Origin of the sequence: Sulfurimicrobium lacus, assembly GCF_011764585.1 — a bacterium.
Taxonomy (GTDB): Bacteria; Pseudomonadota; Gammaproteobacteria; order Burkholderiales; family Sulfuricellaceae; genus Sulfurimicrobium; species Sulfurimicrobium lacus.
The window spans coordinates 531,170-554,125 of the sequence record NZ_AP022853.1 but is presented as its reverse complement, the minus strand read 5'-3'; the positions used below and the strand labels follow the sequence as shown (position 1 = coordinate 554,125).

Genomic DNA, 22,956 nt, shown 5'->3' with positions numbered 1-22,956 from the left:
CCTGCGAATGCTGACGGCTGATGGCTGACAACTTTATTAATGCCGTTCCAGATCGATATCGATGCCCAGGGAGCGGATTTCCTTTACCAGCACGTTGAAGGATTCCGGCATGCCGGCGTCGATCTTGTGCTCGCCCTTGACGATATTTTCGTAAATCTTGGTACGGCCGCTGACGTCGTCCGACTTGACCGTCAGCATTTCCTGCAGCACGTAGGAAGCGCCGTAGGCTTCCAGAGCCCACACTTCCATCTCGCCGAAGCGCTGCCCGCCGAACTGCGCCTTACCACCCAGCGGCTGCTGAGTAACCAGCGAGTACGGTCCAGTGGAACGCGCGTGCATCTTGTCGTCCACCAGGTGGTGCAGCTTCAGTACGTGCATGTAACCGACAGTTACGGAGCGCTCGAACTGTTCACCGGTGCGGCCATCCTGCAGCATGACCTGACCGCTTCTCGGCAACCCTGCCAGTTCCAGCATGTCCTTGATCTCGTCTTCGCTCGCGCCGTCGAATACCGGGGTCGCAAACGGCACACCCTTCTTCAGGTTGGTGGCCAGCTCGATGATTTCCGCGTCGGTGAAGGATGCGATGTCCTCCGGCTTTCCGTTGCTGTTGTAAACCTTGTCGATGAACTTGCGCACTTCCTGAACCTTGGTATGCGCTTCGAGCATGGCGCCGATCTTCAAACCCAGACCCTTGGCTGCCCAACCGAGGTGGGTTTCAAGAATCTGCCCCACGTTCATACGCGAAGGCACGCCCAGCGGGTTCAGCACGATGTCCATCGGCGTGCCATCCGCCATGAACGGCATGTCTTCCACCGGCACGATTTTGGAAATCACGCCCTTGTTACCGTGACGGCCGGCCATCTTGTCGCCTGGCTGCAGGCGGCGTTTCACTGCCACGTACACCTTGACCATCTTCTGCACGCCGGGCGGCAATTCGTCGCCGCTGGTGAGCTTTTTCTTCTTCTCTTCGAACATGGCATCGAAATCAACGCGCTTCTGCGCCAGGCTGTCCTTGAGCTGCTCGAGTTGACGCGCTGCATCTTCGTCGGAAAGACGGATGTCGAACCAGTTATGGCGCTCGACCTTGTCCAGATATTCCTTGCTGATCTGGCTGCCCTTAGCCAGTTTGGCCGGGCCGCCGTTGGCGGTTTTGCCGGTCAGCAAGCGCTCGATACGGCCGAAGGCATCTTCTTCCACGATACGCATCTGATCGTTCAGATCGTTGCGGAAGCGCTTGAGTTCATCATCGATGATCTGCTGGGCGCGCTTGTCGCGCTCGATGCCCTCGCGGGTAAACACCTGAACGTCGATCACCGTGCCGGACATGCCGGAAGGCAGACGCAAGGAGGTATCCTTCACATCGGAGGCCTTTTCGCCGAAGATGGCGCGCAGCAGCTTTTCTTCCGGTGTCAGCTGGGTTTCACCCTTGGGCGTAACCTTGCCGACCAGCACGTCGCCGGCCTCGACTTCGGCGCCGATGTAGCAGATGCCGGATTCGTCGAGACGTCCCAACTGCACTTCCGACAGGTTGGAAATGTCACGCGTGATTTCTTCCGGTCCAAGCTTGGTGTCGCGTGCAACAACGCTCAATTCCTCGATATGGATCGAGGTATAGCGGTCTTCCGCCACCACGGTTTCCGAAATCAGGATGGAGTCTTCGAAGTTGTAGCCGTTCCACGGCATGAACGCCACGAACATGTTCTGGCCCAGTGCCAGTTCACCCATGTCGGTGGAGGCGCCGTCGGCGATCACGTCGCCGCGTTGCAGGATGTCACCCACCTTGACCAGCGGACGCTGGTTGATGTTGGTGTTCTGGTTGGAACGGGTATACTTGGTGAGGTTGTAGATATCCACACCGACTTCGCCGGCCACGGTTTCATCGTCGTGCACACGCACCACGATACGCCCCGAGTCGATGAAGTCCACGATACCGCCGCGACGAGCCTGTACGGTCGTGCCGGAGTCAACCGCCACGGTACGTTCAATGCCGGTTCCCACCAGGGGCTTGTCGGCGCGCAGACAGGGAACCGCCTGACGTTGCATGTTGGAGCCCATCAGCGCGCGGTTGGCGTCGTCGTGCTCCAGGAACGGGATCAGCGATGCGGCAACCGAAACGATCTGCGCCGGCGCCACGTCCATGTATTGCACCTTGTCCGGGGTGGACATGGCGAATTCATTGTGGTGACGGCAGGAGACCAGTTCGTCGACCAGCTTGCCCTTCTTGTCCAGGCTGGCGTTGGCCTGGGCGATCACGTACTGGCTTTCCTCGATCGCGGACAGGTAATCGATCTGGTCGGTCACCTTGCCGTCATTGACCTTGCGATACGGGGTTTCGAGGAATCCGTACTCGTTGGTGCGCGCAAACAGGGCCAGCGAGTTGATCAGACCGATGTTCGGACCTTCCGGCGTTTCAATTGGGCACACGCGGCCGTAGTGCGTCGGGTGCACGTCGCGCACTTCGAAGCCGGCGCGTTCGCGCGTCAAGCCACCCGGTCCAAGGGCCGATACGCGGCGCTTGTGGGTGATCTCGGACAGCGGATTGGTCTGGTCCATGAACTGGGACAGCTGGCTGGAACCGAAGAATTCCTTGATCGCGCCGGATACCGGCTTGGCGTTGATCAGGTCGTGCGGCATCAGATTCTCGGACTCGGCCTGGCTCAAACGCTCTTTAACTGCACGCTCGACGCGTACCAGACCGGCGCGGAACTGGTTTTCCACCAGCTCGCCAACGGAACGCACACGGCGATTGCCGAGGTGGTCGATGTCGTCGATTTCGCCGCGACCGTTGCGCAATTCGACCAGGATCATGATGGTCGCGAGGATATCCTCGTTGACCAGCGTGGGCGTGCCTTCGGCGCCGCGCGGACCGGCCTTGTCGAGGAAGCGGTTGATCCACTCCGAGCTCTTCTCGACGCGCTTCTCGGGATAGGCACGGCGGTTGAACTTCATGCGGCCCACTTTCGAAAGATCGTAGCGTTCTTCGCTGAAGAACAACCCGTCGAACAAGGCCTGCACGGCGTCTTCTGTCGGCGGCTCACCGGGCCGCATCATGCGGTAGATGGCGACGCGGGCGGCCAATTGGTCCACGGTTTCGTCGATGCGCAGGGTTTGGGAAATGTACGCGCCCTGATCGAGGTCGTTGGTGTAGAGGGTGTTGATCTTGGCGATGCCCGCGGCAACCAGCTTCGCCAGCGAGTCTTCGGTGATCTCGTCATTGGCCAAGGCGACGATTTCGCCGCTTTCCTTGTCAACCACGTTTTCCGCCAGCACACGTCCCAGGATGAACTCCTCTGGCACGAACACTTTCTTGATACCGGCCGCTTCCATTTCGCGGATATGCTTGACCGTGATGCGCTTGTCCTTCGGCACAATCACCGCGCCATCCTTGCCGTGGATGTCGAAGCGCGCCACTTCGCCACGCAGACGCTCGGGCACCAGTTCGAACTGGACGCCCTTCTTGCCGAGGTGGAAGGTGTCGGTGGCGTAGAACATGCTCAGAATTTCTTCCGGCTTGTAGCCCAGTGCCTTAAGCAGGATCGTCACCGGCATCTTGCGACGGCGGTCAACGCGGAAATACAGGTAATCCTTCGGATCGAACTCGAAGTCCAGCCAGGAACCACGGTAAGGAATCACACGCGCGGAAAACAGCAGTTTTCCGGAGGAATGCGTCTTGCCGCGGTCGTGTTCGAAAAACACGCCCGGGGAGCGGTGCAACTGCGAAACGATCACGCGCTCGGTGCCGTTGATGACGAACGAGCCGTTGTCGGTCATGAGCGGAATCTCGCCCATGTACACTTCCTGCTCCTTCACTTCCTTGACCGTGGGCTTCGATGCTTCACGATCCATCAGGGTCATGCGAACTTTGACACGCAGCGGCGCGGCGAAGGTCAGGCCGCGTTGCTGGCATTCCTTCACGTCGAACGGCGGTTCGCCCAGCATATAGCTGACGTATTCCAGACGGGCGTTACCGGAATGGCTGGAGATGGGGAAAACCGAGCCGAATGCCGCCTGCAAACCCTCCGTCTTGCGTTCTGCGATGGGCGTTTCCGCCTGCAGGAACGCAGCATAGGAATTGATTTGCATCGCCAGCAGGAAAGGTACTTCCTGCACGCTTACGCGCTTGGCGAAACTTTTGCGGATGCGTTTTTTCTCGGTGAATGAGTAACTCATTGAGATCTCCATGGAGTACCTGCTACAGCAGAGGATAGAAGAAACGTAGCGGCTGTCGCCGCGTTTCTTCTAGCTTCTAGATAAAATGAAGCGAGAAGCGGAAAAAGGCTGGTGGTTTCCCACCAGCCTGACTCCGCACTTCAAAAACCGCTTACTTGACTTCGCAAGTCGCGCCGGCTTCGATCAGTTGCTTGGCAACAGCATCGGCATCAGCCTTGGACACGCCTTCCTTAACTGCTTTGGGAGCGCCGTCAACCAGGTCTTTGGCTTCTTTCAGGCCGAGACCGGTGATGGTGCGAACTACCTTGATGGTGTTGACCTTGTTGTCGCCGGCACCGGTCAGGATGACGTCGAATTCGGTCTTTTCTTCAACCGCGGCAGCAGCACCAGCACCCGGTGCGGCCATAGCCATGGAAGCAGCAGAAACGCCAAATTTTTCTTCAAATGCCTTAACCAGGTCATTCAGTTCCATTACAGTCATCGCGCCTACGGCTTCGAGAATGTCTTCTGCAGTAACAGCCATTTCAATACTCCTAATTCAAATCTTTTGACAAATTGATTACGCGGCTTCGCGGATTAAGCTGTTTCGCGCTGTTTGGCCAGGGCAGCCATTGCACCGGCAAAACCGGATACAGGAGCCTTCATTACGCCCAGCAGTTTGGACAGCAGTTCATCACGGCTCGGAATGGATGCCAGCGCTTGCACGCCCGCCTTGTCCAACACCTTGCCTGCGTATGAACCCGCCTTCAGCACCAGCTTGTCGTTACCCTTCGCAAAATCGTTCAAGATCTTGGCGGCAGCAACCGGATCAGCTGAAACGCTATAAATCAGCGGACCGGTCATCTGTTCAGCCAGAGGTGCGAACTGGGTGTCGGCGACAGCACGACGCACCAGGGTGTTCTTCACGACGCGAAGGAACACACCCGATTCGCGGGCTTTGCTGCGCAACACGGTCAGATCGGCGACCTTGATGCCATTGTACTCAGCCAGAACTACGGTCTGAGCCTTGGCGATCTCTTCTGCGACCTCGGCAACAACGGCTTTTTTATCTTCCAGATTGAGACTCACGAGTCTTTCTCTCCTATCAAGCCAACAAACGGCATCTGCTTGCGCACATGCCACCCTACGGCGACCTGATCAGAATTCCAGTGTTCTGCCTGTTACAGCGCAACATCTTTGGACCCGCTCCATGTTATGGAGCGTTTCCCGGCATTCTTTCTCGGGGCTACACCGTCTGCGTAGGGAGCCTGTATAACGCCAGGCAATTAAACGTCAAACTCGCGTTTTCCGTCCCCACGGTCTTGGACCGAAGCCGGCGCGAACGCCGGCATCCCCAAACTTTTACGCAGCCAGCGTGGACTGATCCACCCTGACGCCTGCCCCCATGGTGCTGGAGACAGCGATTTTCTTCAGATACACACCTTTGGATGCAGCCGGGCGGGCTTTGTTCAATGCATCGACCAGAGCCAGCAGGTTTTCCTTGAGTGCATCTTCGCCGAACGAAGCGCGGCCGATCGTGCACTGCACGATGCCGCCCTTGTCGGTGCGGTATTGAACCTGACCAGCCTTGGCGTTCTTGACCGCTTCCGCCACGTTAGGAGTCACGGTGCCAACCTTGGGGTTAGGCATCAGGCCGCGCGGACCGAGAATCTGGCCCAGGGCGCCCACTACGCGCATCGCGTCAGGCGTGGCAATCACCACGTCGAAATCCATTTTCCCGGCCTTGACATCGGCAGCCAGGTCGTCGAAACCAACGATATCCGCACCGGCGTCTTTCGCCGCCTTGGCGTTGTCGCCCTGCGCGAACACGGCCACACGCACACTTTTACCCGTGCCACGCGGCAGCACGACGGAGCCGCGCACCAGTTGGTCGGATTTACGTGCATCGATGCCGAGGTTCACGGCGATGTCGATGGATTCGTCGAATTTGGCGTTGGCGTTCTTTTTCACCAGCGTCAGCGCATCACCCAAGGGATACAGCTTGGTACGATCTACCGAACCCTTGAGTGCTTTCATACGTTTGGACAGTTTTGCCATGTCACACCCCCTCAACTTCGATACCCATGCTGCGCGCGCTGCCAGCGATGGTGCGCACCGCCGCGTCCATGTCGGCTGCGGTCAGATCGGGCATTTTGGTCGTGGCGATTTCTTCCGCCTGGGCACGCGTCAGCTTGCCGACCTTGTCGGTATGAGGACGCGGACTACCCTTCTGGAGGCCGGCCGCCTTCTTGATCAGAATGGTGGCAGGCGGAGTCTTCATGATGAAAGTGAAGCTCTTGTCCGCGTAGGCGGTAATCACCACCGGAATCGGCAGACCGACTTCGACACCCTGCGTTGCGGCGTTGAACGCCTTGCAGAATTCCATGATATTCAAGCCGCGCTGACCCAGAGCCGGGCCGATAGGGGGGCTGGGGTTTGCTTTGCCAGCCGGCACCTGCAGCTTGATGTAGCCAATAATTTTCTTTGCCACTTCAACTACTCCTTATGAATGGGTCTAGCGGACATCGGACTGAAAACCGGGGCTTTCCGGCACTGAAATTACCGCGCCAAAAGCCGATGCCCTTCCCGTAATACATGTGCCGGTTATGCCGGCACACACTTCAGCATGCCTGGAACCCCGCGTTCCAGCCCGCCGTTAAACTTGTTTTTTTATGCCTTCTCGACCTGGCCGAAATCAAGCTCGACCGGCGTTGCACGACCAAAAATCAGTACCGACACGCGCAGCTTGTTCTTGTCGTAATTGACTTCTTCGACCATGCCATGAAAATCATTGAACGGGCCTTCGGTAACGCGCACCGCTTCGCCCACTTCGAACAGGACTTTTGGCTTCGGCTTCTCAACACCTTCCTGGATCTGCTGCAGGATGGCCGCCACTTCCTTGTCGCTGATCGGCGTGGGCTTGTTGCCGCTACCGCCGACAAAGCCAGTTACCTTGGGCGTGCTCTTCACTAGGTGCCACGTCTCGTCGGTCATCTCCATCTGGGCGAATACATAGCCCGGAAAGAACTTGCGCTCACTGATGGACTTCTGGCCGCCCTTCATCTCAACCACTTCTTCCTGCGGCACCAGAATTTCGCCGAATTTATCCTGCATGCCGGCGCGCTCGATGCGCTCCAGCAATGCACGCTGCACGCTCTTCTCGAATCCCGAGTAGGCGTGTATCACATACCAGCGCATTGTCATTAAGCCCCCTGCCCTATCAGCAACTGCACCAGCCACATCAGGCTGGCGTCCACCACCCACAAAAACAAGGCCACCACGACAACCAGGATGAATACCACACCAGTAGTCTGTACTGTTTCCTTGCGGGTCGGCCACACCACCCTGCGGGTTTCGGCCACCGACTCCTTGCTGAAAGCGAAAAACTGCTTACCCGGCTGCGCCGTCCAGGCCACTCCGGCAGCAGCTGCTACGCCAGCCAGCACTATTATCAAACGCACCACAGGGGCAGAGTCCGAAAAATAATAATAGCCAGCGACACCCGCCATGAGCAGAAGAAACGCCAGTGCCAACTTTATTTTGTCTGTTTTCGTCATTTGTATTTATTTTGCCACTGCAAAGCGGATCATTTACCACACCCGCATTGCCGGCTGTGAATGGCAGGCCAGGAGGGCCTCGAACCCCCAACCCTCGGTTTTGGAGACCGATACTCTGCCAATTGAGCTACTGGCCTATTCTTAAAATGGTAAACAGCGATGGGTAATGGGGCTTACCCCATCACCCATCGCCGATCACCAAGAATGATTACTCGATTACCTTGGCAACCACACCAGCGCCGACGGTACGACCACCTTCGCGAATCGCGAAGCGCAGGCCTTCTTCCATGGCGATCGGCTGAATCAGCGCCACGTTGATGGAGACGTTGTCGCCAGGCATCACCATTTCGGTGCCGGCAGGCAGCTCGATCGCGCCGGTCACGTCTGTGGTACGGAAGTAGAACTGAGGACGGTAGCCTTGGAAGAACGGGGTGTGACGACCACCTTCGTCCTTGCTCAGCACGTAGATCTCGGCGGAGAACTTGGTGTGCGGGGTGATGGAGCCGGGCTTGGCCAACACTTGGCCGCGTTCGACTTCTTCACGCTTGGTGCCGCGCAGCAGCACGCCGACGTTGTCGCCTGCCTGACCTTGGTCGAGCAGTTTGCGGAACATTTCGACGCCGGTGCAGGTGGTCTTGATGGTGGGCTTGATGCCGACGATTTCAACTTCTTCACCAACCTTGACGATGCCGCGTTCGATACGACCCGTTACCACGGTGCCGCGACCGGAGATGGAGAATACGTCTTCCACCGGCATGAGGAAGGTGCCGTCGATGGCGCGTTCCGGTTGGGGGATGTAGCTGTCGAGGGCGTCGGCCAGTTTGAAGATGGAGGGTTCGCCGATGTCGCTTTGGTCGCCTTCCAGTGCTTTTAGGGCACTGCCGATGATGATCGGGGTGTCGTCGCCGGGGAAGTCGTACTTGGAGAGCAGTTCGCGCACTTCCATTTCGACCAGTTCGAGCAACTCGGGGTCGTCGACCATGTCGGCTTTGTTCATGTAGACGATGATGTACGGTACGCCGACCTGACGGGCGAGCAGGATGTGTTCGCGGGTCTGGGGCATGGGGCCGTCGGCAGCGGACACGACCAGGATGGCGCCGTCCATTTGCGCGGCGCCAGTGATCATGTTTTTCACATAGTCGGCGTGGCCCGGGCAGTCAACGTGCGCGTAGTGACGTGCGGCGGTTTCGTATTCAACGTGGGCGGTATTGATGGTGATACCGCGTGCCTTTTCTTCCGGCGCGCTGTCGATCTGGTCGTAGCCTTTGGCTTCACCACCAAACTTCTTCGACAGGATCGTCGTGATCGCTGCCGTCAAAGTCGTCTTGCCATGATCCACGTGGCCAATCGTCCCCACGTTTACGTGCGGTTTGGTACGCTCAAACTTACCTTTTGCCATGATCTAGTCGTCCTCTCTAGCGCGAAATTAAAATGGTGCCCATGGACAGAATCGGACTGTCGACCTCTCCCTTACCAAGGGAGTGCTCTACCACTGAGCTACATGGGCAGCAACCTGGAGCGGGTGAAGGGAATCGAACCCTCGTCGTAAGTTTGGAAAACTTCTGCTCTACCATTGAGCTACACCCGCAGTTTTACTTATCGACCAACAACGGCCATTTGGCCGTCTTAGCACCCTAATTATCCTTGGTGGTGGGGGAAGGATTCGAACCTTCGAAGGCAGAGCCGTCAGATTTACAGTCTGATCCCTTTGACCGCTCGGGAACCCCACCGAATGAAGCGCGCTATTCTCTGTTTTTTCGCGCAGGATGTCAACTGCAATGTGGAGAGATTTATAAATCCGCCCATCAGGCTTTGCCAATATCCCTGACGACATGCCGATGGCGACGACTGATCGGCAGCCTCTCTTCCATGCCGCGAAGCACTACCACCCAGGCGGCGGCACCCGCTTCGACGTCTTCACCATGACTCTGTTTTTCGAAGCCGGCAACGTACTCCTTCGCAACGATACAGTTGCGATGGATGCGCAAGAAGCGCGGGCCGAACTCCTGCTCCAGATGCGTGAGGGATTCTTCGCTCAAAAATTCACGCGCCCGCGTTCTGATTGTGACATATTTCTGCTCCGCATGCAGATAGACGATGTCTTCCAACGGTATCAGGATGATCTTGCCGCGCTCCGTCACACTCAGGTGCTGGCGCGCCTGATGCACCAACCCGCCAAGACGCTCTGGGGTGAAGGCCTGAGCCTTGCGCAGCGCGGCCAGCAGGCGCTCCTTGCGCACTGGCTTGAGAAGATAATCTATGGCATTCACTTCGAAAGCCTCGATAGCGTGCTGATCGAACGCGGTGCTGAACACGATCGCGGGCGGCGCCGGCAACCGCTGCATGTGCCGCGCCAGCTCGATACCATCCATCAGCGGCATGTGGATATCGAGCAGCGCCACGTCGGCCGCATTATTTTCCAGCCATTGCAGTGCAGCCCTCCCGGACACGGCCTCGCCAACCACCGTAACCGGCATTTCGCCCGCACAGTCCGCCAACACGTCGCGCAGGCGATTGCGCGCCGGCGCTTCGTCATCCACGATCAAGACTCTTAGTAGTGGCGTCATTTCGCTTCGACCCTGGTATAAGGGATTACGATGTGAACCTGGTATGAGTTGTCGCTCACCTTGGTCGTCAGGCTTGCCTCGGCATCGAAATGCAGCGCCAGCCGCTCGCGGATGTTGCTCAGAGCCATTTTATTGCCGCCATGGTGCCTTCCCTCGCTGCGGTACGGATTGCGCAGCAGAAGGTGAACCTGGTTACGGCTACTATATATATCGACGCTGATCTCTCCAGGCTCCACAGCAGGCTCGATGCCGTGGTACACCGCGTTCTCCAGCAAAGGTTGAAGCACCAGGGGCGGAATCAGGGCGTCGTGCGGCATTTTGTCGATACGCCATGCCACCCGCAGGCGATCACCCAGGCGCAGCTGCTCCAGACCTAGATACTGGCGGCACAAGGCCACTTCCTGCTCCAGCCGGACCAACTGGCGATTATCCGCCATCAACACGCGGAACAGGTCAGCCATGTCTTCCAGTGCGGTTTCGGCGCGCCGGGGGTCGCTACGAATCAGACTTAATACAGCGTTGATGCTATTAAAGAGAAAATGCGGACGGATGCGCGCCTGCAATGCCTGCAGGCGGGCTTCGCTCAAGGCCGGGGACAGCGCGCGGCTTCGCAGATTGAAATAGCCCAGCAGAGCAGCGGTCACCAGCAAGGTGAACAGCCAATTGCGCTGCAGCTGGAATGCCCCGTCCGCAGCCATCAAATCGCGCACCAGCCCGTGTACCAGCGTAACCAGCACCAACTCCAGCCCCACCACGGCGGCGATGCCACCAGAATAAGACATGCGCGCGAACAGGCGGCGCCCGGCGCACAGCAACAACAGGCTCAACAGCAGGAGCGGCTGCACCAGCACGGACAGCGCCATCAATTCCTGCCAGGCAGCCTTGAGCGTCTCCGCTTTCACAGCCGCCGCCACCAGACTCATACCATTGACGATCACGAGAATACGCAGGCTGACGCCCATATTGCAAAAATTGGGTAGTGCAGCCGGGGGGCGCGGAATTTGATTTATACTTGCCATGTTCCCAATTCTGAATAAGACGCCCCCACGATGCAAGATCAAAATCCGGCACAGGCTTGGTCCGGCCGCTTCAACGAACCAGTCGCCGAACTGGTCAAACGCTACACCGCCTCGGTGGAATTCGACCGCCGCCTGGCCGAATGCGACATCCAGGGTTCCCTCGCCCACGCCCTCATGCTTAATGCCGTAGGCATCCTCAACGCGGACGACCTCTCCGCCATCCAGCGCGGCATGGCGCAAATCCTGGCGGAGGTTCGCAACGACCAGTTCGTCTGGTCGCTCGACGCGGAAGACGTACACCTCAACATCGAAAAACGCCTCACCAGCCTGGTAGGCGACGCCGGCAAACGGCTGCACACCGCGCGTTCGCGCAACGACCAGGTTGCGACCGACGTGCGCCTGTGGCTGCGCGCCGAGATCGACGCACTGGTCGCACTGGTCAAAAACCTGCAAGGCGCCCTGCTCGATCTGGCCGAACAGCATGCCGACACGGTGATGCCCGGCTTCACCCACTTGCAGGTGGCACAGCCGGTCGCCTTCGGCCATCATCTCATGGCTTACTATGAAATGCTCAAGCGCGACGGGGAGCGCCTGCAGGATTGCCGCAAGCGCGTCAACCGCCTGCCCCTGGGCGCCGCCGCCCTGGCCGGGACCAGCTACCCCATCGACCGGGAGATGGTGGCGCGCGAACTGGGCTTCGACGGGGTGTGCGAGAACTCCCTGGACGCCGTATCCGACCGCGACTTTGCCATCGAGTTTACCGCCAGCGCCGCGCTGGTGATGACCCACCTTTCGCGCCTGTCTGAAGAACTGATCCTGTGGATGAGCCCGCGCTTCGGCTTCATCGACATCGCCGACCGCTTCTGCACCGGCTCGTCCATCATGCCGCAGAAGAAAAACCCCGACGTACCGGAACTGGTGCGCGGCAAGACCGGGCGCATCAACGGCCACCTGGTGGCGCTGCTGACCCTGATGAAATCCCAGCCGCTGGCCTACAACAAGGACAACCAGGAAGACAAGGAACCGCTGTTCGACACCGTGGACACCCTCAACGCCACGCTGCGCATTTACGCCGACATGATCGGCGGCATCACGGTGAACAAGGACGCCATGCGTCAGGCGGCGTTCCAGGGTTATGCCACAGCCACGGATCTGGCTGATTACCTGGTGAAGAAAGGGTTGCCTTTCCGCGACGCGCACGAGGCAGTGGCGCGGGCAGTACGACATGCGGAAAGCAGGAAATGCGATCTGAGCGAGTTGCCGCTGGATGAGTTGCGCCAGTTTTCTCCCCTGATCGAAGCCGACATTTTTGCCGTCCTGACGCTGGAAGGTTCGCTCAACAGCCGCAATCACATTGGCGGCACTGCGCCCGAACAAGTCAGGAAAGCCATACACAAGGCGAGACAGGCTCTGGGAAAATAAGTGGAAGGGCTATTTTCGCGCCAGTGGGTCGAACGCTTCGCCGCACAATGGAATGCCAACATGGACATGGTGGCGCCGCTGAGCGCGGCGAATTTCAATTCGGTCATTGCCTTCGGCTTCAGCGACGAAACCAACCCGGCGGTAGTGCTCGAAGTAAAAAACGGCAAGGTGGCAAAAGCCGGTGTATTTGTTGCGGCCAGCAGCCCGACACCGGACTGGGATTTGCGCGCCAGTGCGGAAAACTGGGTCAAATGGAAGAAAGAAGGCATGGGCATCGCCGGACTGGGCGTCGCGGTTGCGACCCGGCAACTTGAATTCCGCGCCGGCGACTACCGCAAGATGATCCGCACACCGCGGCTGGCCGGACCCTTCCTAAAGTTCTTCACATTGCTATAAACAAGACTCGCGCAGCGAGCCCGCGCCCCCCTCCCCCCGATCGGAACAATCGCCCTTCACGTTCGCCCCCTCTCCCGCTGGCCGCGGAGAGGCGCGCCCACTCAGGGCAGGTAGAGAGAAAACACCGCGCCATGCAGGGCGCCTTCGTTGCCAAGCCGGATGAAGCCGCTTTTCCCCTGATTGCGATGCAAGGCCGCGACCGTCGCAGAAAAATACAGTCCCAGCCCGGTACCCCCGCCACACAGATCCAGTTTAGCGCGGCGTCCGCCATGCTCAAGGACTTCGCTGGGGTACCCCTGACTGTCGTCCTCCACCCGGAAGCGCAGATAACCATCCTCAGACGCGGCGCTCAGCAGGACCTTGCCCTTGGCGTAATGCAACGAGTTATGAACCGCATTCACCAGGATGCCGCGCACCATCTCGCGGTCGAAGAAACCATATAAGCCCTCACAACTACCGATGCTGATGTCGATACCGCGATCTTCCATCAGGGAGTGGGTTTCGACGGCGATCTCCCGCAAAACCTCGCATGCGTCGTGATAGTCGATATCGAGCTCATAACGACCTTGAGCAATACGGTAAAGGGCCAGCACGTGCGCCAGGCGCTGGTTGATCCGCGAACTACCGTATTTTATCCGGCTCAGCGATTTTTGCGCCTCAGGATTGTCCAGCGCCCAGGGTTCGTTGCTCGCGTTTTCAATGGCGTTGAAGTGCAGGAAGAGCAAATTCTTGATTTCATGAATATTGGCTGCAAAAACGGTAGCGAAATCGATATCGCCGCCTGCGCCCTGATCGTTCGGCTCGTTCATTCTTTAACCCCGAATTTGGCGGAGAGATCCTTGTAAAGCGTGGCAAGCATGAGATATTTCTTGTGTTCAGGATCACGCTGCTTGATTGCGTCCAGATATCCGCGCGCCACGAGCGCCAATTCCTCGTCCCAACCGCTTTGACCGATATAGGTCAGGATGGCATGAACGGCATTGAGCACCACCACGTTGTTGTTCCCGAGCTGGTTCGCGGCCTGCATCAAAAGCTCAACCGACCCCTTCAGGTCGCCCGCCTGGGCAAGTTTCACGGCACGGTTGTTGAGGGCGATCACTTCGCGCGAGGAGTTGTGGATCAGTTCTTTGCCCTGGTCGTGCAACCCCATGCGCTCGAACATCTGCTCGGCACGCTTGAGCAGCGCCGCATTTTCGTGATTGTTCTTCACCAGATTCTGGGCGATCTGCTCACCCATTGCCTGGTCGCCTTGCTGATAGCAGGCGCGCACCATGTCCAGCGCCACCGATTCGGGTTTCTTGGCGGCAGCCTCGAACAGCTCCCGCGCTTCGTTGAAGGACTGCTGCGCCGCCGCCTTATCGCCAGCCTTGTCATGGATCATGCTGTCCATGACCGCCGCATGCAGCATCACTTCGGCAGAGTTCTCGAACGCCTTGCGCGCATTGCCCATCACTGACAAGGCCTGGGTGTATTCGCCCTTGTCGAGGAATACCCGGCTCAGGTTGGCGTAGTCTTCCGGCTCCGCGAATGAGGAGAACTTGCCGAACTCCAGCACAGCTTCGAACGCACCCTGTGCTGTGTCCAGGTCCTCGTTGTGGTAGGCGGTTTCGCCCAAGTCCTTCTGGCGCTGCAGAATGCGCGGCGATTTGGCCACCGCGTCCATCAGCACCCGCTGAGCGGCAGCCTCGTCGCCCAGGGCGGAGTGCGTCTTGGCCAGCCAGTCGTAGGCGGACATATAGTTGGGATGGTCCGCGACGATCTGCTGGAAGCCTTCCGCCGCAGCCTGGAAGTTCTCCGCGAAAAACTGCGCCTTGGCCAGCCCCATGCGCGCCCACGGAATTTCCCGCATTTTCAGGATGTGTTCGTAGACCTGGCGCGCCCCGGCAAAATCCGAGACCAGCAGCATCAATTCGCCCTTGAGGCGCAGCAAGTCCAGCAAATAAGGCCCCGCCGCCTGCAGTCGCTGATCGCACACCTGCACGGCCTTGCGAAATTCCTGGCGCTCCATCAGATCGAATATCGGCGCCAGAAACGTTTTCTTGTTCGCCAGGCGTTCGAGCCGCAGGCGCAATACCTCGCCGCTGAAAGGCTTGATCAGGTAGTCGTCCGGCGCCAGCTCCACGGCGCTCACCACTTTTTCGTAGCTGCGCTCGGCGGTCACCATCATGAATATGGTGGTGTTCTTGATCATCCGCCTGCGCTTCAACTCTTCCAGCAATTGCTGGCCGTCCTTGCCTTCGCCCAGGAAATAGTCGCAGAGAATGATGTCGTAAGTCCGATGCTCGATTTTGTTGATCGCATCCGCGGCATTCGCCGCCATGTCAATCTTGACTCCGCCCAGCGTGGTGATGGTAATGCGCAAGGAGGAGCGCACACCGATGATGTCGTCGATCACCAGAAAGGTCTTGCCCTTGAAATCGACCGGGACATTTTTCGCACCAGGGAAAGCGGCCATGCTGCGCTAGCTCTTCATTTCAACCGGCTGACCGGCCTGTTCGCTCACATAACGGCCGAGGGAGGCGAACAATTCGCTGCCGTCGCGCGTGTTGCGCCAGGCATCGTCTTTCCAGACATAGTGATAGCCGCCCGACTTTGCCGCCACCCATAATTCCTGGCTGGCAGACTGGCGGTTGATGATGATTTTGCTGCCGTTCGCGAACTCGAGTTCGAGAATGCCGGCACTGGTTTCAAAGTCGATGTCTGCGTCGCTGGCCTCGATGGCCTGCTCGATTTGCGAGAGCGTGGTGTCGACTAATTGCGTAAATTCGGTTGGGGTCATGACAGCAGCCAATATGTTAAGATTTCGCGCTTTACGCTTTATTATCCGGGAAGAATACTATGCGGCCTGCTTTGATGCTAGTTATGTGCGCCCTGCTGCTCGCCGGTTGCGGCCACAAGGGTCCGCTCTACCTGCCGCCGCCACCCGCCTCCTCGCAACAGGACCACAAGTGAACACCTTTCAACCTATCAGCGGCGAACTCCACGCCGAGTCCGTGCCGCTCAGCCGCATCGCCCGGGAATACGCCACCCCCTGCTACGTTTATTCGCGCGCCGCGCTGACCGAGGCTTACCGCAGCTTCGACACTGCTTTCGCCGGGCGCGAGCATCTCGTGTGCTACGCCGTCAAAGCCAATCCCAACCTCGCCATTCTCAACCTGTTCGCCCGGCTGGGCGCCGGGTTCGACCTGGTTTCCGGCGGCGAACTGCAACGCGTCCTGGCTGCCGGCGGCGACCCGCGCAAAGTGGTGTTTTCCGGCGTGGGCAAGAGCGAGAATGAAATGCGCCAGGCGCTCGAAGCCGGCATCCTGTGCTTCAACGTGGAATCGGAAGGCGAACTGCTGCGCCTCAACCAGGTCGCCGGAAGCATGGGCAAAAGCGCGCCGGTCAGCCTGCGCGTCAACCCCGACGTGGACCCCAAGACGCACCCCTACATTTCCACCGGCCTCAAGGGCAACAAGTTCGGCGTCGCCTACGACGACGCCCCGCGCATCTACCGCCTGGCCAGCGAGTTGCCCCATATCTCCATCCAGGGCATCGACTGCCATATCGGTTCCCAGATCACCGAACTTTCGCCTTTCGCCGACGCCCTGGACAAGGTCCTGGAACTGGTCGACCGACTGGAGCGCGACGGCATCACGCTGCACCACCTCGACCTCGGCGGCGGCGTCGGCATCCGCTACCAGGACGAAACGCCGCCGCCCGCCGCGGAATACGTCCGGACCTTGCTGGACAAGCTTGCCGCCCGCCCGCACAAAATCATCATCGAACCCGGCCGCGCCCTGGTGGGCAATGCCGGCCTCCTGCTCACCAAGGTGGAGTATCTCAAGCACGGCGAGAGCAAGAATTTCGCCATCGTCGACGCCGCCATGAACGACCTGGCACGCCCCGCCCTCTATGACGCCTTCCACGACATCCAGGCGGTACGCCCCGGAGCCGGCGTGCAGCAAAGCTATGAAGTCGTCGGCCCGGTGTGCGAAAGCGGCGACTTTCTCGGCCATGACCGCCAGCTCGCGCTGGAAGAAGGCGATTTGCTGGCCATCATGTCCGCCGGCGCCTACGGCATGAGCATGAGCTCCAATTACAACACCCGCCCACGCGTCGCGGAAGTCATGGTGGATGGCGACAAGACCTACCTGGTGCGCGAACGCGAGCAGGTCGCCGCGCTGTTCGCCGGGGAACGAAAACTCCCTGATTAAAAAGCGATTAACCACGGAGGACACGGAAAAATTCGAAGTCTTGGGTAGCACTCTTTTTTTCTTTGTGATCTCCGTGGTTAACATGCCGTTCTAAGGATCAAGTTTGCTCAAACTCCTGATAGCCCCGTCACTCGGCGTTCTGGCAGTGTTCGGCTTCGCGCCGTTCTATTTTTTCCCTCTGCCGCTTCTCGCGCTGGCCGGCCTGTTCCACCTGTGGGCAAACTCGGCCTCGCCGCGGCGCGCCGCACTGGACGGCTTCACCTTCGGCCTGGGATTTTTCGGCGCCGGGGTGAGCTGGGTTTATGTCAGCCTGCACGACTTCGGCGGCATGCCCCTGGCCCTGGCCCTGACCGCAACCGCCCTGTTCTGCGCGGTGCTGGCCATATTCCCCGCAGTTGCCGGCTTCCTGCAGGGCCGCTGGCGCGTTTCGCGCACCATGCGTTTGCTGCTGCTGATGCCCGCGTTATGGGGGCTGAGCGAATGGTTGCGCGGCTGGGTGCTGACCGGTTTCCCGTGGCTGGCAATGGGCTATTCGCAAGTACCCATCAGCCCGCTGGCGGGCTTCGCGCCCGTTCTCGGCGTCTATGGCGTTTCGTTGGCGCTGGCGGTCGGTGCTGGCGCGCTGGCATTGCTGGCGCAGCAGCGACAGCGCCGCCACGCCCTCGTTATCCTGGCGTTGCTGGCCGGCAGCGGGCTAGCCCTCAAGCAAGTGCAATGGGTCCAGCCGGTCGGTATGCCGGTCGCCGTTTCCCTGGTGCAGGGCAACATCGCGCAGGAGCTGAAGTGGCGCCCGGAAAAAGCGCGCCACACCCTTGAGTCCTACGCCCGCCTGTCCGCCGCCAGCCAGGGGAAACTGGTCGTGCTGCCGGAAACCGCGCTGCCGATGTTCCTCGGCGACGTGCCGCCCGCCTACCTGGAGCAACTGGCGCAACTGGCGCAAAGCCGCGGCGGGGACGTAGTGGTAGGCATCCCCGAGGAAATAGAGGCAGGCAAGTATTTCAACAGCGCATTCAGCTACGGTTCCGCGCCGACCCAGGTTTACCGCAAGTACCACCTGGTGCCTTTCGGCGAATTTCTGCCGCTGCGTTCCGCCCTCGACTGGGTGCTGACTATTTTGCACATTCCGCTCGCCGACTTCGCGCGCGGCGCGCAGGTGCAGCAGCCGATGGCGGTGGCGAATCAGCATCTGGCCGTGGACATCTGCTACGAAGACGTGTTCGGCGAAGAAATCATCCGCCAGTTGCCGCGCGCCACCATCCTCGCCAACCTCACCAACGACGCCTGGTTCGGCCATTCCCTGGGCCCCTGGCAGCATCTGCAGATCGCCCAGATGCGCGCGCTGGAAACCGGGCGCTTCATGCTGCGCGCCACCAATACCGGCGTGACGGCGATCATCGACCAGCGCGGGCAGGTGACGCAGCTCGCGCCGGTTTTCACCGCCACCGTGCTGGAAGGCAGCGCCCAGGGCTTCGCGGGCGCCACGCCCTACGTCCGCTTCGGCAATCTCCCACTCCTGCTGTTGCTTGCGCTGCTGCTGGCAATGGCGCGCAAATTCCGCCAATGAGCTGGCACTGCTACCTGCTGGAATGCGCCGACGGCAGCCTCTACACCGGCATCACCAACGACCTCGACAAGCGCGTGGCCGCGCATAACGACGGGACGGCGTCGAAATACACGCGCGCCCGCCTGCCGGTCCGGCTGGTTTACACCGAGGCGCATCCCGACCGCTCCGCCGCCTCGAAGCGCGAAGCAGCGCTCAAGAAACTCAAGCGCGCCAGCAAACTGGCGCTGGCCGCGGAGGGTGCGACAAATTGCCGCAGGCCGTTTCCTGCGCCTGAAACGGAAATACAATAAGCGCCTTGCCGCGGGTCGCCCGATTCGCCGGCTGACCGCCATTCCCCCTCATTCGTTTTGGAGCATCACCCATGAAACTGCGTTTTCTGATCGCCGCACTGTTTTCCGCTTCCGTCGCACACCCCGCCCTGGCCGGCGACGAGATGGCCAAATACCAGGATGAAGCCCGCAAGGTGGTGAAGGAATTTGCCACCCAGTTGAGCGGCGTGCTGAAAACCGAGATGGAAGCGCGCGGCCCGGTCGCGGCCATCGCGGTTTGCCGCGACGCTGCACCCACCATCGCTTCCGAGCTCTCGCGCAAGAACGGCTGGAAGGTGAGCCGCGTGTCGCAGAAAGTGCGCAACCCGCTGCTGGGTACGCCGGACGCCTGGGAGCAGAAAGTGCTGGCCGATTTCGAGCAGCGCCTCGAAAAGGAAAATCCCGCCAACATGGATTATGCGGAAATCGTCACCGAGCCGCAGGGCAAGTATTTCCGCTACATGAAGGCGATTCCGCTGCAGGACGTCTGCCTCAAATGCCACGGCACGGACGAAGTTCGCGCCCAGCCTGTCAGGGATGCGCTGGCCGCCGGCTATCCGCACGACAAGGCTAACGGTTACACCCTGGGCCAGCTGCGCGGCGCCTTCAGCATCAAACGTCCGCTGTAATTCCCGTGGGGCGGGCTCCCGCCCCATTCCCGGCACCCCGGAAATGCAGTAAAATCAGCGCTTTTTAGCGATTCCCTGCCTTCATGCTGACTTTCCAGGACATTATTCTCACGCTCCAGCGCTACTGGGCCGAACGCGGTTGCGCCTTGCTTCAGCCCTACGACATGGAAGTCGGCGCCGGCACCAGTCACACGGCCACCTTCCTGCGCGCCATCGGCCCCGAGCCCTGGAAGGCCGCCTACGTCCAGCCCTCGCGCCGCCCCAAGGACGGCCGCTACGGCGAGAACCCCAACCGCCTGCAGCACTACTACCAGTACCAGGTGGTCCTGAAACCGGCCCCGGAAAACATCCTCGAACTCTATCTCGGATCGCTGGAAGCGCTCGGTTTCGACCTCAAGAGCAACGACATCCGCTTCGTCGAAGACGACTGGGAAAACCCCACCCTCGGCGCCTGGGGTCTGGGCTGGGAAGTGTGGCTGAACGGCATGGAAGTGACCCAGTTCACCTACTTCCAGCAGGTCGGCGGCATCGACTGCAAGCCCATCACCGGCGAGATCACCTACGGCCTGGAGCGTCTGGCCATGTACCTGCAAGGGGTCGACAACGTGTTCGACCTGACCTGGACGGAAGGACTCACTTACCGCGACGTCTACCACCAGAACGAGGTGGAGCAGTCGACCTACAATTTCGAACACAGCGACGTGGAGTTCATGCTCACCGCCTTCAACGCCCACGAGAAGCAAGCCAAACACCTGATGGAACAGCAACTGGCGCTGCCCGCCTACGAACAGCTGCTCAAGGCCGGCCACTCCTTCAACCTGCTGGACGCGCGCGGCGCCATCTCCGTCACCGAGCGCGCCGCCTACATCGGCCGCATCCGCAACCTGGCGCGCAGCGTCGCCCAGGGCTACCTCGACAGCCGCGCCCGCCTCGGCTTCCCGATGGCGCCGCAGGATTGGGCCGCCGAAGTCCTGGCGCAGATTGAAAAGAAGGCGGCATGAATATGGACACGAAGAATCTGCTGGTTGAATTATTCGTCGAGGAACTGCCGCCCAAGGCTCTCAGGAAACTGGGCGAGGCATTCTCCGCCAACCTGTTCGAATCCCTCAAGGCTCATGGATTGGCGGGCGAAAACTCGGTCGTCACGCCCTACGCCTCGCCGCGCCGCCTCGCCGCACATGTCACGCATGTCGCCGCGCAGGCAGCGGACAAGCCGGTATCGCATAAACTGATGCCGGTGAGCATCGGGCTGGATGCCAACGGCGAGGCCACCCAGGCATTGCAGAAACGCCTGGCGGCCATGGGGCTGGACGCATCCATCCTGCCCCGCCTCAAGCGCGAGGGCGAAGGCAAGGCAGAGGCCCTGTTCTTCGACACCGAAGTGCGGGGTGCAACGCTCGTCAATGGCCTGCAACTCGCGCTGGAAGATGCGCTGGCAAAACTGCCCATCCCCAAGGTGATGAGCTACCAGTTAGCCGATGGCTGGAGCACCGTCAATTTCGTGCGCCCGGCCCACGCCCTGATCGCCTTGCACGGCGCGGACGTAATTCCGGTGTCCGCGCTCGGTCTCGCCGCCGGGCGCGAAACCCGCGGCCACCGCTTCGAGGCCGCCACCGCCTCCATCTCACTCAGGGATGCCGACAGCTACGCCATGCAGATGGCGAGCGAAGGCGCGGTCATCGCCAGCTTTGAAGAACGCCGCGCCGACATCGCCCGCCAGCTTCAAGAAGCCGCCGCAAAAATCGGCGGCGTAACGCCGATCGAGGACGACGCCCTGCTGGACGAAGTAACCGCGCTGGTGGAACGCCCCAACGTGCTGGTCGGCCAATTCGAGGAAGGCTTCCTGGACGTCCCGCAGGAATGCCTGATCCTCACCATGAAGGCCAACCAGAAATATTTCCCCCTGCTGGACAACACGGGCAAGCTGACCAACCGCTTCCTGATCGTGTCCAACATCCGCCCCGCCGATCCATCCGCAGTCATCGGCGGCAACGAGCGGGTGGTGCGTCCGCGCCTCGCCGACGCCAAGTTCTTCTTCGACCAGGACCGCAAGAAATCGCTGGAATCCCGCGTCGCCAAGCTCGCCAACGTGGTGTATCACAACAAGCTGGGCAGCCAGATGGAGCGGGCGCAGCGCCTCGCCAAGCTGGCCGGTGAAATCGCGCGCCACCTCGGGGCCGACGCCGCTCAGGCGGAGCGCGGCGGCTACCTCGCCAAGGCCGATCTGATCACCGACATGGTGGGCGAATTCCCCGAGCTGCAGGGCATCATGGGCCGCTACTACGCCGCTCACGACGGCGAACCCGAGGCCGTGGCGCGCGCCGTGGAGCAGCACTACTGGCCGCGCTTCGCCGGCGATGCGCTGCCGCAGGACAATATCGCCGCAGCGGCCGCCCTGGCGGACAAGCTCGACACCCTGGTGGGTATCTACGGCATCGGCCTCGTGCCCACCGGCGACAAGGACCCCTTCGGCCTGCGCCGCCACGCCCTGGGCGTGCTGCGCATGCTGATCGAGGCGCAGCTGCCGCTGGACCTGGTGTCCCTGCTGAACCTGGCCAAGGGGCAGTTCCCGGCGGAAATCATCGCCGACAGCGTGGTGCAGGACGTGCACGGATTCATGCTGGAACGTCTGAAAAATTATCTGCGCGACAAAGGCTTCGATCCCGATGAAATCGAAGCGGTGGTCAGCCAGAATCCCACCCGCATCGACCTGGTCACGCCGCGCCTGGACGCAGTGCGCGAGTTCCGGAAGCTGCCGGAAGCCGCCGCGCTTGCCGCTGCCAACAAGCGCATCCAGAACATCCTGAAGAAAACCGCGCCCCCGAGCGGCGACGCCGATCCGGCGCTGCTGCAGGAAACAGCGGAGCGCGACCTGTTCGAGGTGGTGAGCCGCCTCGCGCCCCAGGTCACATCTTTGCTGCAGAACGAGGATTACACCGGCGCCCTGACCCGTCTGGCCGGCGCGCGCCAGGCGGTGGACAGCTTCTTCGACGGCGTGATGGTGATGGCGGACGAACCGCTGATCCGCAACAACCGTCTCGCATTGCTCAAATCCCTAGGCGACCTGATGAACCAGGTGGCCGACATATCCAAGCTTGCAGCTTGACAGTAAGGAGTGAAGAGTGAGGAGTGAGGAGCAAAAGCGGTGT

The 22,956-nt window shown here is 60.3% G+C and carries 22 protein-coding genes and 4 tRNA genes; 9 read left to right on the top strand and 17 right to left on the bottom strand.

Annotated elements, in window-relative coordinates; genetic code table 11:
- Positions 1–36: 36 nt before the first annotated feature.
- The 14 genes from rpoB to SKTS_RS02700 all read right to left on the bottom strand — a co-directional run bounded on the left by rpoB (position 37) and on the right by SKTS_RS02700 (position 11,292).
- Positions 37–4,170 (bottom strand): DNA-directed RNA polymerase subunit beta, encoded by a 4,134-nt coding sequence (rpoB, locus tag SKTS_RS02765; protein WP_173059981.1) that lies wholly within the window; start codon positions 4,168–4,170, stop codon positions 37–39.
- Between the two features lie 151 nt (positions 4,171–4,321).
- Positions 4,322–4,693, bottom strand: coding sequence for a 50S ribosomal protein L7/L12 (gene rplL / locus SKTS_RS02760; protein WP_173059978.1), 372 nt, complete (start codon positions 4,691–4,693; stop codon positions 4,322–4,324).
- A 53-nt stretch (positions 4,694–4,746) separates the two neighbouring features.
- Positions 4,747–5,238: a 50S ribosomal protein L10 gene (gene rplJ, locus SKTS_RS02755; protein ID WP_173059975.1), complete on the bottom strand. Its 492-nt coding sequence runs from the start codon at positions 5,236–5,238 to the stop codon at positions 4,747–4,749.
- 273 nt (positions 5,239–5,511) lie between these two features.
- Entirely contained in the window at positions 5,512–6,207 is a 696-nt protein-coding gene (gene rplA, locus SKTS_RS02750) for a 50S ribosomal protein L1 (protein WP_173059972.1), read from the bottom strand.
- Between the two features lies 1 nt (position 6,208).
- Positions 6,209–6,640, bottom strand: coding sequence for a 50S ribosomal protein L11 (rplK, locus tag SKTS_RS02745; RefSeq protein WP_173059969.1), 432 nt, complete (start codon positions 6,638–6,640; stop codon positions 6,209–6,211).
- A 179-nt stretch (positions 6,641–6,819) separates the two neighbouring features.
- Positions 6,820–7,353, bottom strand: coding sequence for a transcription termination/antitermination protein NusG (nusG, locus tag SKTS_RS02740; RefSeq protein WP_173059966.1), 534 nt, complete (start codon positions 7,351–7,353; stop codon positions 6,820–6,822).
- On the bottom strand, positions 7,353–7,706 hold the full coding sequence (secE, locus tag SKTS_RS02735) for a preprotein translocase subunit SecE (RefSeq protein WP_173059963.1): 354 nt from the start codon (positions 7,704–7,706) through the stop codon (positions 7,353–7,355). The genes nusG and secE overlap by 1 nt, the downstream gene beginning before the upstream one ends.
- A 61-nt stretch (positions 7,707–7,767) precedes the next feature.
- A tRNA-Trp gene (locus tag SKTS_RS02730) sits at positions 7,768–7,843 on the bottom strand.
- A gap of 71 nt (positions 7,844–7,914) precedes the next feature.
- Positions 7,915–9,105, bottom strand: a complete 1,191-nt coding sequence (tuf, locus tag SKTS_RS02725) for an elongation factor Tu (protein WP_173059960.1) — start codon at positions 9,103–9,105, stop codon at positions 7,915–7,917.
- 33 nt (positions 9,106–9,138) lie between these two features.
- Positions 9,139–9,213: transfer RNA gene (locus SKTS_RS02720), tRNA-Thr, on the bottom strand.
- A 7-nt stretch (positions 9,214–9,220) separates the two neighbouring features.
- A tRNA-Gly gene (locus SKTS_RS02715) sits at positions 9,221–9,294 on the bottom strand.
- A gap of 57 nt (positions 9,295–9,351) precedes the next feature.
- Positions 9,352–9,436, bottom strand: a tRNA-Tyr gene (locus SKTS_RS02710).
- A 75-nt stretch (positions 9,437–9,511) separates the two neighbouring features.
- Complete coding sequence (locus SKTS_RS02705) at positions 9,512–10,246, bottom strand: LytR/AlgR family response regulator transcription factor (protein ID WP_342343004.1); 735 nt, start codon at positions 10,244–10,246, stop codon at positions 9,512–9,514.
- A 23-nt stretch (positions 10,247–10,269) separates the two neighbouring features.
- Positions 10,270–11,292 carry a sensor histidine kinase gene (locus SKTS_RS02700; RefSeq protein WP_173059954.1) on the bottom strand — a complete coding sequence of 341 codons (1,023 nt, stop codon included), beginning with the start codon at positions 11,290–11,292 and terminating at the stop codon, positions 10,270–10,272.
- Positions 11,293–11,322: 30 nt separating this feature from the next.
- On the opposite strand from SKTS_RS02700, the gene argH reads away from it, so the two are divergent.
- Positions 11,323–12,714: an argininosuccinate lyase gene (argH, locus tag SKTS_RS02695; RefSeq protein WP_173059951.1), complete on the top strand. Its 1,392-nt coding sequence runs from the start codon at positions 11,323–11,325 to the stop codon at positions 12,712–12,714.
- Positions 12,715–13,110 carry an SCP-2 sterol transfer family protein gene (locus tag SKTS_RS02690; RefSeq protein ID WP_173059948.1) on the top strand — a complete coding sequence of 132 codons (396 nt, stop codon included), beginning with the start codon at positions 12,715–12,717 and terminating at the stop codon, positions 13,108–13,110.
- A gap of 101 nt (positions 13,111–13,211) precedes the next feature.
- Here the strand turns inward: SKTS_RS02690 and SKTS_RS02685 are convergent, their stop codons facing one another.
- From SKTS_RS02685 to cyaY, 3 genes are read right to left on the bottom strand one after another with little or no spacing between them, the layout of a single operon-like run.
- Positions 13,212–13,919, bottom strand: coding sequence for a sensor histidine kinase (locus SKTS_RS02685; protein ID WP_173059945.1), 708 nt, complete (start codon positions 13,917–13,919; stop codon positions 13,212–13,214).
- Positions 13,916–15,565: a tetratricopeptide repeat-containing response regulator gene (locus SKTS_RS02680; RefSeq protein WP_173059942.1), complete on the bottom strand. Its 1,650-nt coding sequence runs from the start codon at positions 15,563–15,565 to the stop codon at positions 13,916–13,918. Before SKTS_RS02680 ends, SKTS_RS02685 begins: the two co-directional genes overlap by 4 nt.
- A 6-nt stretch (positions 15,566–15,571) precedes the next feature.
- Positions 15,572–15,889 (bottom strand): iron donor protein CyaY, encoded by a 318-nt coding sequence (cyaY, locus tag SKTS_RS02675; protein ID WP_173059940.1) that lies wholly within the window; start codon positions 15,887–15,889, stop codon positions 15,572–15,574.
- Between the two features lie 59 nt (positions 15,890–15,948).
- On the opposite strand from cyaY, the gene lptM reads away from it, so the two are divergent.
- The 7 genes from lptM (at position 15,949) to glyS (ending at position 22,913) form a co-directional block, all read left to right on the top strand.
- Positions 15,949–16,062 carry an LPS translocon maturation chaperone LptM gene (lptM, locus tag SKTS_RS18785; protein ID WP_198420415.1) on the top strand — a complete coding sequence of 38 codons (114 nt, stop codon included), beginning with the start codon at positions 15,949–15,951 and terminating at the stop codon, positions 16,060–16,062.
- A complete protein-coding gene (gene lysA / locus SKTS_RS02670; RefSeq protein WP_198420414.1) occupies positions 16,059–17,306 on the top strand; it encodes a diaminopimelate decarboxylase in 1,248 nt (415 codons plus the stop codon). Before lptM ends, lysA begins: the two co-directional genes overlap by 4 nt.
- A gap of 103 nt (positions 17,307–17,409) precedes the next feature.
- Positions 17,410–18,870 carry an apolipoprotein N-acyltransferase gene (gene lnt, locus SKTS_RS02665; RefSeq protein WP_173059934.1) on the top strand — a complete coding sequence of 487 codons (1,461 nt, stop codon included), beginning with the start codon at positions 17,410–17,412 and terminating at the stop codon, positions 18,868–18,870.
- Positions 18,867–19,160 (top strand): GIY-YIG nuclease family protein, encoded by a 294-nt coding sequence (locus tag SKTS_RS02660; protein ID WP_173059931.1) that lies wholly within the window; start codon positions 18,867–18,869, stop codon positions 19,158–19,160. The genes lnt and SKTS_RS02660 overlap by 4 nt, the downstream gene beginning before the upstream one ends.
- A 71-nt stretch (positions 19,161–19,231) precedes the next feature.
- Positions 19,232–19,807 carry a Tll0287-like domain-containing protein gene (locus tag SKTS_RS02655; protein WP_173059928.1) on the top strand — a complete coding sequence of 192 codons (576 nt, stop codon included), beginning with the start codon at positions 19,232–19,234 and terminating at the stop codon, positions 19,805–19,807.
- A gap of 83 nt (positions 19,808–19,890) precedes the next feature.
- A complete protein-coding gene (glyQ, locus tag SKTS_RS02650) occupies positions 19,891–20,808 on the top strand; it encodes a glycine--tRNA ligase subunit alpha (RefSeq protein WP_173059925.1) in 918 nt (305 codons plus the stop codon).
- Between the two features lie 2 nt (positions 20,809–20,810).
- Positions 20,811–22,913, top strand: coding sequence for a glycine--tRNA ligase subunit beta (gene glyS, locus SKTS_RS02645; protein WP_173068871.1), 2,103 nt, complete (start codon positions 20,811–20,813; stop codon positions 22,911–22,913).
- The last annotated feature ends 43 nt before the right edge of the window (positions 22,914–22,956 follow it).

Coding starts and splice junctions, on each gene's coding strand:
- rpoB (WP_173059981.1), bottom strand. CDS start 4,170: ATGAGTTACTCATTCACCGAGAAAAAACGCATCCGCAAAAGTTTCGCC.
- rplL (WP_173059978.1), bottom strand. CDS start 4,693: ATGGCTGTTACTGCAGAAGACATTCTCGAAGCCGTAGGCGCGATGACT.
- rplA (WP_173059972.1), bottom strand. CDS start 6,207: ATGGCAAAACTGTCCAAACGTATGAAAGCACTCAAGGGTTCGGTAGAT.
- nusG (WP_173059966.1), bottom strand. CDS start 7,353: ATGACAATGCGCTGGTATGTGATACACGCCTACTCGGGATTCGAGAAG.
- secE (WP_173059963.1), bottom strand. CDS start 7,706: ATGACGAAAACAGACAAAATAAAGTTGGCACTGGCGTTTCTTCTGCTC.
- tuf (WP_173059960.1), bottom strand. CDS start 9,105: ATGGCAAAAGGTAAGTTTGAGCGTACCAAACCGCACGTAAACGTGGGG.
- SKTS_RS02700 (WP_173059954.1), bottom strand. CDS start 11,292: ATGGCAAGTATAAATCAAATTCCGCGCCCCCCGGCTGCACTACCCAAT.
- argH (WP_173059951.1), top strand. CDS start 11,323: ATGCAAGATCAAAATCCGGCACAGGCTTGGTCCGGCCGCTTCAACGAA.
- SKTS_RS02685 (WP_173059945.1), bottom strand. CDS start 13,919: ATGAACGAGCCGAACGATCAGGGCGCAGGCGGCGATATCGATTTCGCT.
- SKTS_RS02680 (WP_173059942.1), bottom strand. CDS start 15,565: ATGGCCGCTTTCCCTGGTGCGAAAAATGTCCCGGTCGATTTCAAGGGC.
- cyaY (WP_173059940.1), bottom strand. CDS start 15,889: ATGACCCCAACCGAATTTACGCAATTAGTCGACACCACGCTCTCGCAA.
- lptM (WP_198420415.1), top strand. CDS start 15,949: ATGCGGCCTGCTTTGATGCTAGTTATGTGCGCCCTGCTGCTCGCCGGT.
- SKTS_RS02660 (WP_173059931.1), top strand. CDS start 18,867: ATGAGCTGGCACTGCTACCTGCTGGAATGCGCCGACGGCAGCCTCTAC.
- SKTS_RS02655 (WP_173059928.1), top strand. CDS start 19,232: ATGAAACTGCGTTTTCTGATCGCCGCACTGTTTTCCGCTTCCGTCGCA.
- glyQ (WP_173059925.1), top strand. CDS start 19,891: ATGCTGACTTTCCAGGACATTATTCTCACGCTCCAGCGCTACTGGGCC.
- glyS (WP_173068871.1), top strand. CDS start 20,811: ATGGACACGAAGAATCTGCTGGTTGAATTATTCGTCGAGGAACTGCCG.